This window comes from Flavobacterium sp. WC2421, assembly GCF_040822115.1.
Taxonomy (GTDB): Bacteria; Bacteroidota; Bacteroidia; order Flavobacteriales; family Flavobacteriaceae; genus Flavobacterium.
On the sequence record NZ_CP162004.1, the window covers coordinates 2,925,299 to 2,937,755 of the forward strand.

Below are 12,457 nucleotides of genomic sequence, written 5' to 3' on the forward strand. Positions count from 1 at the left end.
TTTAATTAAGCGGAGTTTCTACTTGCGTTAGTATTTCCAAAAAGCGAACGTGTTACAATTTTTTCGTACACTTTAATTAGCTTTTCATCAACAACACTTTCTTTATTTAATTCATTTATTCTAAGTAGAGCATATTGTTGTATTGTTAACAATGGCAATACAATACGTTCTCTTATTTGAATAGATGCTTTACCATCAGGATAGTTTTCCATTAACTCAGTATGACCTGCAATTTTTAGTAATAATCGTTTAGTTTCTAAAAACTCATCATAGATTATTTGCCAAAATTCACCAAACTGAGGGTCCTTTTTCATATATGCCGTTAACGGAAAGAAAGACTTAGCCAAGGACATCATACTATTTTCCAATAATGTTTTGAAAAATAATGAATTGTCATATAAATCTTGAACCTTTTCCCATTGATCTGTATCTTCATAATGTTTTAAAGCTGTACCTACTCCGTAAAATCCAGGGACATTTTGTTTCAGCTGACTCCAAGAACCAACAAAAGGAATTGCTCTTAAATCAGCAAAATCTAGTTGAGCAGACTTACTTCTTTTTGAAGGTCGGCTTCCAATATTTGTTTTAGCATAATATTTCAACGTACTCATTTGCTCTAAATACGGAATGAATTTTGGGTGATTTTTAAAACTCAGGTATTTTTGATATCCTAAGTTGGCCAGATGATCCATTACCTCTTTTTCTGAACTAGATAAAATATTTTTGTTTTTACTAAATACTTGATTCGTAACACCAGCACTTAATAAGTTTTCTAAATTATGACGACATGAATCTAAAGTCCCAAAATTTGAACTAATTGTTTGTCCTTGCACTGTAATTTGAATTTCTTTATTCTCAATGTTCGGACCTAAAGACGCGTAAAACTTATGTGTTTTTCCACCACCACGAGCAGGAGGTCCACCACGACCGTCAAAAAAGATAACGTCTACGCCATACTGTCTTGAAATAGCAGTTAGCGCTTCTTTGGCCTGATAAATACTCCAATTCGCCATTAAATACCCTCCATCTTTGGTTCCATCAGAAAAACCAAGCATTATAGTTTGCTTCATTCCTCTATCTACAAGATGTTTAGCATACATTGGATTAGTGTATAATTTTTCCATTACATTATGCGCGTCAAGTAAATCATCTACTGATTCAAACAAAGGAACAACATCTACTGTAGGAGTTTCCCAATTACTTAAACGAATCAAAGCGAATGTCTCCATTACATTAAGTGCGCTTTCATTGTTACTAATAATGTAACGATTAGCTCCAAATTCTCCGTTATTTTCTTGAATCACTTTGATTGCTTGAATAGATTCAATAGTTGATCTTGTAATTTCGTTTTCAAAATCATTCGGATTCAAATCTCCTTTTACATTAGATAAAACATCAAATTTTTCTATTTCTGTTAAATCGTAATAATTTTCAGGAAAAACTAAAGTATCCGATTTTAAATAGAAATCAAATACATCTTTAAATACAGCATCATGAATTCTACTGTTTTGACGGATATCTAATGTAGCAAAATGGAAACCGAACAAATTAACTTTAATAAGAAGCGCATCTAATTCATCTAAATACAAAGATTGATGTTGTTCAATAATAATAGCTTTAATCTTATTCAATTGTGCTTTAAATTCATCCAAAGTGATATAAATTTCCCCTTTAGAATAAAATACAGAACGGTAAAGCTTTTGTTCCAGTTCAGTAACTAAAACATCTACGTTAAAGAATGTTAGCTTCCTTTTTAAGTTTCTCATTTCAATGTAATAGCACTTCAAAATTGAGGTTCTTAAACGTTCCGCTACTTTCAATGTAATATCCGTAGTTACATAAGGATTACCATCACGATCACCACCTGGCCAAAAACCAAGTTTAATTAATGGATTCTGAATTGAAGTACCTTGAAACACATTTTTTTGAAGGTAATGAACCATATCTCCTGATGTATTATAAAATACATTCTCAAGATACCAAATCAAACTTACCGCTTCATCAAAGGGATTTGGTTTCTCATTTTTAATAAATGGAGTTTTTCCCAATTGAGCTAATAAATGTTTTATATTAAGTAATTTATTCTCACGAATAGCTTCCGTTAAATCATTAATAATACCTAAAACTGAACCTGGGTAAAACTGAGTTGGATGAGCGGTTAAAACAGTCCTTACATTGAAATTTTCAAGGAAATCTATCAGTTCTTCTTTCTTGCCCTTAGCATCTGCTTTTTCTTTAATATCTCTTAAAGACCCTCTCCCTTCCATATTATTAACAATAGGAAAAGCAGCATCTTCAACTGCATCAAATAATACAATTTGACGCTCGATATACTGGATAAAACGAAACATTAAGTCAATTTTATCGGCTTCAACTGAGCTATGTAAATATTTTTGAGAGAAAAATTCAATTATCTCTTTAGGAGTTTCTTGCTTTTTAAAACCTGTTTCACAAACTTCCGTAAATAAAGGAAGTAAAACTCCTGTATTATCAATAGAATCAAATGGTAAAGTGATAAAAACACTATTGTAAATGTTGTATTTTGAAAGAACATTTTGATTGAAACGTTCAATTTTAGGTAGTGTATACATAATTTTGTTATAGTTGGTTTGGTTTAATAGAAAATAGTTATAAAAAAATAACCCCAAGAACTAACTTGAGGTTATATTTAAAATATAGCATTCAAGTTTAATTACATATTTTTAAAAATAGTATGCATTAAGCGTTTTTTATCATTGATACTTTCTTCAAGTGAAATCATAGTTTCGGTTCTGTAAACACCATCAATATCGTCAATCATAAAAATAACATCTTTTGCATGCTTGGTATCTTTTGCTCTAATTTTGCAAAATATATTAAATTTTCCCGTAGTCACAGAAGCTACTGTAACAAATGGAATTTCATTGATACGTTGTAAAACAAACTTGGTCTGTGATGTATTATTAAGAAAAACACCTACATAAGCAATGAAAGAATAGCCTAATTTATCATAATCAAGTACTAATGAAGACCCCATTATAATTCCAGCGTCTTCCATCTTTTTTACCCTAACATGAACTGTTCCTGCAGAAATCAACAATTTTTTTGCAATATCTGTAAAAGGAACTCTTGTATTATCGATCAACATATCCAAAATCTGATGATCTACTTCATCTAAACGGAACTTACTCATATTTCTTTAATTAATATTATTACTCGCTATAACAAAGTATAAAAATATACATAAAAACAACAAAAAGACTAAAAATATTATTTTTTTATCAATCCGTTAACAAATTTCAAGCTTTTATCTAAATAAAAATCAGCTTTTTGATTTAATTTCGGAAAATTATCTAAATCATCTTTATACGCTGCACCTTTAGCATCATACTCAAAATGACCGTAATAACCTTTCAACTCGCCAATTTCTACAATATAAGCATTAAAATAAATTTTATTTTCAATTAATTCTTCTTTGTATTGTGCAGCAAAATTCGTTATTTTTTCAATACCATCATAATTTATTTTGACATTTTTATATATAAAATCATAAAAAACGGGTTTATTTTGAGGAATGTTCAAATAATTATTAATTCTATTGATAACTATATCGTTTTCGCAAAGTATCGTAAAACTCGAAAGTAACGCTATGAAAATGTATTTTCTAGTTTCTTCTCTATTATAATCATTGCTAAAATGCCCAGCTTCAAACAACAAAGTTGGAACTCCTAATGACTGAAACGTATCGCCAATGCAATTTATATTAAAAGAATCGTCGAATCTCCCTACTTGATTAGGTATATATTGTTGCAATACAGAATTAATACCTGCAATAAGATTAATTGCCTTAAGTCGAGAGTCATTTATATCTCGTTCTTCATTATAGGATGGTGCTAAAAAAGATACTGTAGCTACTTTACCCGTGTCACTTACTCCAAAAATTGTACGTTGATCATGAAGATTAAAACAATAGTCTGGCTTAAAAGACATAAATGCCTCTCTAAGCACCCTACTTTCTGGTTGGGAAAGATCTTGGGAATCTCTATTTAAATCAATTGAATTAGCATTTACACGTGTATACAACTTAGCACCATCAGGATTCAGAATAGGTATGGCATAAAAAGTAAAAGTAGAAAGCAATTTTTCAGCAAGATCAGTTCTGCTATTTAATAAGTTAAGAAAATCAAATAATGCCTTTGTAGTGGTACTTTCGTTTCCATGCATCTGAGACCATAGAAATATTTTGGTATCTCCATTTCCAATTTGGTATTTATAAATTGGTTTTTCAAGAACCGATTTTCCTATAATAGAAAGTTGGTTTTTCGAATTTAATTTATTTAATAAAGGCTCAATTGATTCTAAAGTCAGATACCTACCTTCAATAGATGCTTCTTTATTTTCAACGAATAATTGTTCTAAATCCATAGTATAATATTTAATTTACAAAAGTAAACAACTTTATTTTTACAAAAGTAAACTTGTGAATTCACCTTTATTTTATAATTGTAAACAGCTTTGTTGGTGTTTGATTCCTGATTTAATTGTCTATAATTAACATTTGTCACTTGTGTTAAATTTAAATTATACAAACTTATAATCAGTAATTTATACTAACTTATATAATGTATTAGTTTGCTTTTAAAATACAATTTATTACTATTTACATATGTAATATTGTCTTTTAGCTCTTTTTTATTTACATTTGTAATCCTACTAATTAGAACATGAATTTACAATGGTAAACACGGAAGATTTTGTTAAACGCTTAGAAATTATACTTGATTATTATAGTATTAATGCCTCCACATTTGCAGATAAAATTGGTGTACAGAGATCTAGTCTATCCCACCTTCTCTCAGGAAGAAACAAACCAAGTCTTGATTTTATTTTGAAAATTTTAGAAGTCTATCCTGATGTAGATTTGTATTGGATTTTAAATGGAAAAGGAAGTTTTCCAAAAAATGGAGATAAAGATCTAGTAGTTGAAAATAGCGCAACTTCAGAATTAAAGCTAAATAGTCCTACTCCAGCAACTGAATCTTCAATTCCTGAAAACTTATTTTCTCAAAATGAAAATGATAAAGAAAGTTTCCCAAATGTTGAAAGTGAAATCATTTCTGGAGATGTGGATAAAATCGTGTTTTTTTATAAAGATGGAACTTTTAAAATTTTCAAACCCCAATAAATAATTTGTATTTTGAAAATTACAAAAGCATCAATTACATTTTAAATCCATATTCTGGATTTTTCCCTTCTACTCCAATAAAGTGTGTTTTTAGAATTTCAATATCTACCTCTAAATTTCCTGTCGGCATCAATGGTAAGCCTAAATTGACTTCTTTTTTTCCAAAATCAAATGTGACTGGAATTATTGGAACATTTGCTTTTAAAGCTATATAATAAAAACCTGTTCTAAGTTCGCTTACTTTTTTACGTGTCCCTTCAGGAGCAACTGCTAATCGAAACGTTTTTCTTCTTTCAAAAATAGCAGCAATTGAATCAACTTTATTTAATCCTCCAGATCTGTCTAAAGGTTCCCCTCCCATATATCTAAAATAATAACCAAAAGGAAAACGAAATAATTCTTTCTTACCTACCCAATTCATATCTAAACCAGTTATTCCTCTTGTGAATATCCCTAAGTAAAAATCATGTGCGCTTGTATGTGGCATTACCATCATCACACACTTTTTTATATTTGCATCTATACTGCCAACAATTCTCCAGCCCATAAGCTTGAAAAATATCCATTTATATATTTGTTTCTTCATTCCTACGTAATTTTGTGCAAAGTATATAATTTTAAACTAATTTAGATAAAAACTGCAATTGATGCTGAAAAAAATATTGAGTTATATTATTCCTATAAAAATTCATACAAAAAAATCTCCCTTAAGCAAATCACTAGAAGTTACATGGGCTAATGGAGAATTAGTTTTAGATTCGAAAAACACAAACTATTCGTATGGAAGTTTACAGCGCATTTTAAGATTGGGCCTGAAAACAATTGGCTTTGACAACATAATTCCCATGGATCATGTGTTAGTTCTAGGCGTAGCTGGAGGTAGCGTTATAAAAACATTAGTTGATGAAATCGAATACAAAGGTAAAATTACAGGCGTCGAAATCGATTCGGATATAATTAATATAGCCAATCAATATTTTAACCTAGATAAAATTGACCAACTTGAAATCATTATTGATGATGCATTTGAATTTGTATTAAAAACAAAAAATAAATATGATTTGATTATTATTGACATCTTCCAAGATACAACAATGCCTAATTTTTTATTTGAATCTTTTTTTATTGATAGAATATGTTTCCTCTTAAACAGTAAAGGATTTGCTCTTTTCAATACAATGCTTTTAAACAAAAAAGATAACGTAAGAAATGAAAAGTACATTGCAGAATTTGATACTATTCATTTTAAAATCAAATCCATTCCTAGAGTAGAAAATCATAATGAATTAATTGTTATCGAGAAATTATTATAAGTTTTACTTTCTTTTTATTGATACATAAAAAAATTAATATTTTTTTTGTTATTATAATAATTAAATGTACTTTGCGTCATACTAACACATATAAATTAGTATAACTAAAAGTCAATTATTTGTGCCATGAAAAAAATAAATATTCAAAAATCTGTTTTGACATTAACAGTTTTATCTAGTATTTCATTAATGTCCTTTATTGATCCACCTAAATACCGTGATTTAAACAAAAACGGAAAAATGGATCCTTATGAAAATATAAAACTTCCTATCGAAAAAAGAATCAGTAATTTGATTTCTTTAATGAATATAGAAGAAAAAGCAGGGATGATGTTTATTAACGGAACGCTAATTAACACCGATGGTACTATTGATAAAAAAGAAGGTGCAACTGGTATGGCAGCTCGGCTTCCTTCTCCTCGTGAATTGATTGAAAATAAAAAAATGAATCACTTTAATTATTGGCAAGCACCCAATGTTAAAGAAATAGCTATGGGCTACAATGCCATTCAAAAAGTAGCCGAAGGTACTCGTCTTGGAATTCCAGTAACAATTGCATCAGATCCTCGTCATTATTTTAGTAATAATGTTTTCGCTATGGAAGCAAATGGATTTTCACAATGGCCTGAACAACTTGGTTTTGCAGCAATTAATGACACTCAATTAATGCAAAAGTTTGGTGATATTGCACGTCAAGAATACCTAGCTGTTGGAATTCGTGAAGCGTTACATCCTATGGCTGATTTAGCAACGGAACCGCGTTGGCCTCGTGTTAGTGGGACTTTTGGAGAAGATGCCAATCTTTCTGCTCGAATGATTAAAGCGTACATTTTGGGTTTTCAAGGAAACAAATTAGATGTAAACAGTGTAGCAACTATGACCAAGCACTTTTCTGGTGGAGGTCCTCAAAAAGAAGGACTTGATCCTCATTTTCAATATCAAAAAGGACAAGTATATCCAGGTAATAATTTCAATTATCATTTAATTCCATTCGAAGCGGCTTTCGATGCACATACAGCTGCAATTATGCCTTATTATGGTGTGCCAATGGAACAAACTTCTGAGAATGTAGGTTTCTCTTATAACAAAGACATTATTACACGACTTTTACGTGATAAATACAAATACGATGGTGTAGTTTGTACTGATTGGGGTTTAGTGACTGATACTCAAATGGGTCCTGTTGTATGGCCGGCACGTGCTTGGGGGGTTGAAAACCTTAGTGAAAAAGAACGGGTAAAAAAAATAATTGAAGCTGGTTGTGATCAATTTGGTGGAGAAAATTGCCCGCAATATATAGTTGAATTAGTTAAAGAAGGACAAATAAAAGAGTCTCGTATTGACCAATCTATCAGACGTTTGTTGAGACAAAAATTTACTTTAGGTTTATTTGATAATCCATACGTTGATGTAGAAAAAGCAACCCAAATTGTAGGTCGTGCCGATTTTAGAAAATTAGGTGACGAAACACAACGTCGTTCTATGACTTTATTAAAAAATGACATTAAACTTCCGTTAATTGCTGTGGCAAAATTGAAGATTTATGTAAAAAATATTGATCCTAAAATAGCTTCTAAATATGGACTTATTGTAGCACTTCCTGAACAAGCAGATGTTGCTATTATACGCTTGAATACTCCATGGGTACCATTAGAAACTGATAATCCTTTTGCCAAAGGGTTTCATCACGGAGATTTAGATTTTAAAGGAAAAGACCTAGAAGACGTAATTACACTTTGTAAAACAGTTCCTACTATTGTTGATATTTACTTAGATCGTCCTGCTGTTTTTCCTGAGATTAATGCTGCAGCCAAAGGTGTTTTTGGAAATTATGGCGCTAGCGATGCAGCCTTATTGGATGTGATTTTTGGAAATGCTAAACCCGAAGGAAAATTACCTTTTGAGCTTCCGTCTTCGATGGAAGCGGTAAGAAATCAAAAAGAAGATGTGCCTTATGACTCTAAAGATCCTTTATACCATTTTGGTTTTGGATTGAGTTATTAGATTTTTAATTGTTGTTAGTTAATTATGTTTCTAAAAAATGCTTCTCTATAAATATGAAGCATTTTTTTTGATTTTAATTCAACACGTTAAAGATGGAATCTAAACTAATTATTTTGTACTTTCGGTAGGAACAGTAAAACTAAATTTGGATGAAAAAAACGGTACGGAAACTACTTTTAGGAAATGTAGCCAAAATGGGAAAACCAAAATTTAATCCTATTCAAAAACGAATTCAAAATATAAATGCAATCTGGAACAACGACCATCAGGATGACAATGGAATTGAAAAAATTGTGCGCTTGTTTCTTTCCTCCTCTCAATTGTTTTTTCCTGGTATTTATATCAAATATTTAGTTTCTAAAAAAGGGGCTGAATATGAAGATTTGGCTGTTGATTTTTATGTTTTGCTTAAGGTAGCACTTCCTCTTACTATTTTAATGAATGAATGGCAAACGAACCCGTTACTTCTTGGCATTATGGTTTATGTAATGCTAGAAACCGTTTTGTATATCCCAACCTTGATTTTTGCTTCCGATTTATTTTCAAAACCGCGTTCTTACAAAAGATCAATGTTGTTACTTTTCTTTAATTATTTAGAAATGGTATTTGCTTTTGCCGTTTTATATACTTGCGATAATTATTTAAATAGACCTTTTCATCATTGGTTTGATGCTATTTATTTTAGTACTGTAACATCATCAACCATAGGATTTGGCGACTACTATCCTGTTAAAACCTTTGGTAAGTTTTTGGTGAGTATGCAATCTCTTTTGGTACTATTATATGTAGTACTATTTTTGAATTTTTTCTCTACTAAAATAAAGTCTAAAGGGTATTTTGACCAAGATAACGATGCCTAATTACAACATTTTCCTAGCTTTTTCTAAGTCTTCCAAGGTGTCAATACCAATTCCAACATGGGTAGTTTCTACCATTTTTATGCGTTTACCAAATTCCAAATAGCGAAGTTGTTCCAGTTTTTCAGATGCTTCTAATGCCATCATAGGTAAACTATAAAAATCTAACAACGCTTGTTTTCTAAAAGCATAAATTCCTATGTGTTGCATATAGCGCACACCTACATTTTTCTCTCTTGGATAAGGAATTACTGAACGCGAGAAGTACAAAGCAAATTGATTTTGATCGGTAACTACTTTTACATTATTGGGATTGTTAATTTCATCTTCAATAGTAATTTCGCGCATTAAGGATGCCAAATCTACTTTTTTATCCAAATCATTTTTAAATACTTCAATCACTTTTGCCAAAGGTTCCGCATCAATAAATGGTTCATCACCTTGCACATTTATTACGATATCTACATCTAGATTTTCAACAGCTTCAGCAATTCGATCACTCCCCGACTCGTGTTCATTGATACTACGAATCGCTTTACCGCCATGAGCAACAATTTCATCAAAAATTAAATCTGAATCGGTTACTACAAATACATCATCAAATAAATTGGTATTGATGGCTGCTTCATATGTTCTTAAAATTACCGTTTTGCCTCCCAAGTCCTGCATTAATTTAGCTGGAAATCGAGTTGACGCGTAACGGGCGGGAATGACTGCTATTATTTTCATTTTATTATTATTTTGCCATGAAGGCGCTAAAATACAAAGTTAATTTAGTGCGCCAAATATAAGTTTTATTTTATAAAATCTTAACCGAAGTCATACTCAACGAACCCGCTAAAAGTTTATTATTAAACAAACTTAATTCTTCGGTTTTTCCTTTTAGTCCTAAAGTATAAATCAAAGGCAAATAATGGTCTGGTGTAGGTATCGCTAATTGAAAGGCTTTGCTTTGTTTTTCAAAATCAATAAGCGGTTGAAAGTCTCCATCTAGCAAATAATCATTTATTGTAGCTCTTGCTTCAATCGCCCAATCGTAACCATAATCATCTCTATGGAAATTCTGAAAATCAACCAATCTTAAATTATGAACTATATTTCCACTTCCAATTATCAAAACGCCTTTAGTACGCAAAGCGCTGAGTTTTTGAGCCAATTCAAAATGATATTTCCCTGGTTTAGTATAATCAATACTCAACTGAATTACAGGAACATGAGCATCTGGATATAAATGTTTAATTACACTCCAAGCACCATGATCTAATCCCCAATGTTCGTCAAGTTCCACTTCGGTGGGAAGCAATAATTTGGTAGTTTCTACTGCTAGTTCAGGACTTCCTTTTGCAGGATACTGCACATCAAATAATGCTTGAGGGAAACCTCCAAAATCGTGAATTGTTCTTGGCATTTCCATTGCAGTAACCTTTGTGCCATTAGTAAACCAATGTGCCGAAATACACAAAATAGCATTGGGTTCTGGTAATGTTTTGGCTAAATTTCTAAAATTGGCTACAAACTCATTTTCTTCAATTGCATTCATTGGACTCCCGTGTCCTAAAAATAAGACAGGCATTTTTTCGGTATTCGAAAAAGAACTAGAAATTTTATGTAAGTCGTTTAAAGTATTCATATCAAGTAATTGTCCTAATAATCATTAAATGTAAAAATCTTTTCTTTTATAAAGATTCATTTTATAAAAAAATGGACAAATTAAATTGCCCATTTTTTATAAATCAAAAAAATCTATATTTTTATTTTGAATAAACTTGTTTCAAAAAAGCTTCTAATGTGATCGGTTTTCTTCCTAACAATTTTTCTAAGTCCGAAGATTCTGCTTGAAACTCACCTTGCTTTATCGCTTCGGCAAAACCTACAAACATTCCAATATATTCCCCTGGAACTCCTGCCTGAGTCAAAACAGCTTCGTAATCTTTAGGGTCAGGACTTATATAATTTACAGTAGTATTTGTAATTTTACTTAGAGTATCTGCAATTTCTTGCATCGAATAATTTTCGACATTATTCATCCCGTATTCTTTATTCTCATGACCCTCAGTTATTAAAACAGTAGCAACAGCTTCAGCTAAATCATTTCTAGATACATATGCAGCAGCAGTTTCACCTGCTGGAAAATAAATTCCAGTATCTAAAACTTTCTCACCTAAAAACATAGGTAAAACATCTAGGTATAAATTATTTCTAAAAATAGTATACTTCATTCCGCTTGCCTTAATAGCATTATCCGTATCAATATGTGATTTGGCCAAAAAGGCAATTGGAGAGCTATCAGATTCATTTTTACGTTCAAAACTAGTATACAAAATATGCTTCACTCCTGCTTCTTTGGCCGCTTTTACAGCAGCTAACTGTTGTTTACTACGATTAGCTAAATCAGTTCCTGAAACCAATAATAATTTATCAATTCCTTGAAATGCAGCTAACAACGATTCATAATTATCGTAATCCCCTATTTTTAATGTAATTCCTTTTGCTTTCAAATCAGCTGCTTTGCCTTCGTCTCTAACTAGGGCTGAAATATTGGAGACTGCAATTTCTTTTTTCAACAAAAAATCAATTGTTGTTTTTCCGAAATTACCTGTCGCTCCTGTGACCAAAATTTTTGTATTCATTATTTTTTGTATTTATATTATTTCTAATACAAAGATAACTACCTTTGCTTCTTAAAGTATAGTGATATACTAAAGTATATCGATATACTTTAGTATACTATCAGTAAAATAAGGAGCTATGGAAAATAAAATAAGCTTTAAAGATGTAAAAGCATGTCCAATTCAGTTTGTATTGGCTGTAAATGATACTTTGAATGTCATTAGTGGAAAATGGAAACTACCTATTATTGGGTCATTACTATTTGAAAAAAGACGATTTACTGATATACTGCGCAATATTCCTAAAATCACACCACGAATGTTATCTAAGGAATTGAAAGATCTAGAAATGAACGGAATGGTGAAACGTACTGTTTATGATACGATACCAATAGCAGTTGAATATGAATTAACAGAATCAGCTAAATCCTTAGGTGATGTTTTAGATAAAATGCTAGAATGGGGTTTGCAACATAGGGAAACAGTACTTGCGGAAAAGTAGACCTCAAT

12 protein-coding genes are annotated in these 12,457 nt (G+C 31.0%); 5 read left to right on the forward strand and 7 right to left on the reverse strand.

The annotated features are described in order from the left end of the window. Window positions 1-5 precede the first annotated feature (5 nt). The 3 genes from AB3G33_RS12520 to AB3G33_RS12530 all read right to left on the reverse strand — a co-directional run bounded on the left by AB3G33_RS12520 (window position 6) and on the right by AB3G33_RS12530 (window position 4,404). Window positions 6-2,591 (reverse strand): phosphoenolpyruvate carboxylase, encoded by a 2,586-nt coding sequence (locus AB3G33_RS12520; RefSeq protein ID WP_367770014.1) that lies wholly within the window; start codon window positions 2,589-2,591, stop codon window positions 6-8. 101 nt (window positions 2,592-2,692) lie between these two features. After that, a complete protein-coding gene (locus AB3G33_RS12525; protein ID WP_007139244.1) occupies window positions 2,693-3,172 on the reverse strand; it encodes an Lrp/AsnC family transcriptional regulator in 480 nt (159 codons plus the stop codon). 77 nt (window positions 3,173-3,249) lie between these two features. Beyond that, a complete protein-coding gene (locus AB3G33_RS12530) occupies window positions 3,250-4,404 on the reverse strand; it encodes a M14 metallopeptidase family protein (protein ID WP_367770016.1) in 1,155 nt (384 codons plus the stop codon). A gap of 310 nt (window positions 4,405-4,714) precedes the next feature. Between AB3G33_RS12530 and AB3G33_RS12535 the strand changes: the two genes are divergently transcribed. Continuing rightward, window positions 4,715-5,164 carry a helix-turn-helix domain-containing protein gene (locus AB3G33_RS12535; RefSeq protein ID WP_367770018.1) on the forward strand — a complete coding sequence of 150 codons (450 nt, stop codon included), beginning with the start codon at window positions 4,715-4,717 and terminating at the stop codon, window positions 5,162-5,164. A gap of 34 nt (window positions 5,165-5,198) precedes the next feature. Here the strand turns inward: AB3G33_RS12535 and AB3G33_RS12540 are convergent, their stop codons facing one another. Further along, window positions 5,199-5,750, reverse strand: coding sequence for a 1-acyl-sn-glycerol-3-phosphate acyltransferase (locus AB3G33_RS12540; protein ID WP_367770021.1), 552 nt, complete (start codon window positions 5,748-5,750; stop codon window positions 5,199-5,201). A gap of 61 nt (window positions 5,751-5,811) precedes the next feature. On the opposite strand from AB3G33_RS12540, the gene AB3G33_RS12545 reads away from it, so the two are divergent. The 3 genes from AB3G33_RS12545 to AB3G33_RS12555 all read left to right on the forward strand — a co-directional run bounded on the left by AB3G33_RS12545 (window position 5,812) and on the right by AB3G33_RS12555 (window position 9,341). Beyond that, complete coding sequence (locus AB3G33_RS12545; RefSeq protein WP_367770023.1) at window positions 5,812-6,477, forward strand: spermidine synthase; 666 nt, start codon at window positions 5,812-5,814, stop codon at window positions 6,475-6,477. Window positions 6,478-6,603: 126 nt separating this feature from the next. Beyond that, window positions 6,604-8,481 (forward strand): glycoside hydrolase family 3 protein, encoded by a 1,878-nt coding sequence (locus AB3G33_RS12550; RefSeq protein WP_367770025.1) that lies wholly within the window; start codon window positions 6,604-6,606, stop codon window positions 8,479-8,481. A 149-nt stretch (window positions 8,482-8,630) separates the two neighbouring features. Continuing rightward, window positions 8,631-9,341, forward strand: a complete 711-nt coding sequence (locus AB3G33_RS12555; protein ID WP_367753189.1) for a potassium channel family protein — start codon at window positions 8,631-8,633, stop codon at window positions 9,339-9,341. Here the strand turns inward: AB3G33_RS12555 and kdsB are convergent, their stop codons facing one another. The 3 genes from kdsB to AB3G33_RS12570 all read right to left on the reverse strand — a co-directional run bounded on the left by kdsB (window position 9,342) and on the right by AB3G33_RS12570 (window position 11,968). Continuing rightward, the gene (kdsB, locus tag AB3G33_RS12560; protein WP_367770028.1) at window positions 9,342-10,067 is read right to left on the reverse strand and encodes a 3-deoxy-manno-octulosonate cytidylyltransferase; all 726 of its coding nucleotides are present in this window, start codon (window positions 10,065-10,067) and stop codon (window positions 9,342-9,344) included. A gap of 70 nt (window positions 10,068-10,137) precedes the next feature. Beyond that, window positions 10,138-10,968 (reverse strand): 4,5-DOPA dioxygenase extradiol, encoded by an 831-nt coding sequence (ygiD, locus tag AB3G33_RS12565; RefSeq protein WP_367770031.1) that lies wholly within the window; start codon window positions 10,966-10,968, stop codon window positions 10,138-10,140. 121 nt (window positions 10,969-11,089) lie between these two features. Next, window positions 11,090-11,968 (reverse strand): SDR family oxidoreductase, encoded by an 879-nt coding sequence (locus tag AB3G33_RS12570; protein ID WP_367770034.1) that lies wholly within the window; start codon window positions 11,966-11,968, stop codon window positions 11,090-11,092. Window positions 11,969-12,086: 118 nt separating this feature from the next. Between AB3G33_RS12570 and AB3G33_RS12575 the strand changes: the two genes are divergently transcribed. After that, window positions 12,087-12,449 (forward strand): winged helix-turn-helix transcriptional regulator, encoded by a 363-nt coding sequence (locus AB3G33_RS12575; RefSeq protein WP_367753196.1) that lies wholly within the window; start codon window positions 12,087-12,089, stop codon window positions 12,447-12,449. Window positions 12,450-12,457 lie beyond the last annotated feature (8 nt).

Excerpts from the sequence above, each read along its gene's own strand:
- AB3G33_RS12520 (WP_367770014.1), bottom strand. The coding sequence starts at position 2,591 with ATGTATACACTACCTAAAATTGAACGTTTCAATCAAAATGTTCTTTCA.
- AB3G33_RS12525 (WP_007139244.1), bottom strand. The coding sequence starts at position 3,172 with ATGAGTAAGTTCCGTTTAGATGAAGTAGATCATCAGATTTTGGATATG.
- AB3G33_RS12530 (WP_367770016.1), bottom strand. The coding sequence starts at position 4,404 with ATGGATTTAGAACAATTATTCGTTGAAAATAAAGAAGCATCTATTGAA.
- AB3G33_RS12535 (WP_367770018.1), top strand. The coding sequence starts at position 4,715 with ATGGTAAACACGGAAGATTTTGTTAAACGCTTAGAAATTATACTTGAT.
- AB3G33_RS12540 (WP_367770021.1), bottom strand. The coding sequence starts at position 5,750 with ATGAAGAAACAAATATATAAATGGATATTTTTCAAGCTTATGGGCTGG.
- AB3G33_RS12545 (WP_367770023.1), top strand. The coding sequence starts at position 5,812 with ATGCTGAAAAAAATATTGAGTTATATTATTCCTATAAAAATTCATACA.
- AB3G33_RS12550 (WP_367770025.1), top strand. The coding sequence starts at position 6,604 with ATGAAAAAAATAAATATTCAAAAATCTGTTTTGACATTAACAGTTTTA.
- AB3G33_RS12555 (WP_367753189.1), top strand. The coding sequence starts at position 8,631 with ATGAAAAAAACGGTACGGAAACTACTTTTAGGAAATGTAGCCAAAATG.
- kdsB (WP_367770028.1), bottom strand. The coding sequence starts at position 10,067 with ATGAAAATAATAGCAGTCATTCCCGCCCGTTACGCGTCAACTCGATTT.
- ygiD (WP_367770031.1), bottom strand. The coding sequence starts at position 10,968 with ATGAATACTTTAAACGACTTACATAAAATTTCTAGTTCTTTTTCGAAT.
- AB3G33_RS12570 (WP_367770034.1), bottom strand. The coding sequence starts at position 11,968 with ATGAATACAAAAATTTTGGTCACAGGAGCGACAGGTAATTTCGGAAAA.
- AB3G33_RS12575 (WP_367753196.1), top strand. The coding sequence starts at position 12,087 with ATGGAAAATAAAATAAGCTTTAAAGATGTAAAAGCATGTCCAATTCAG.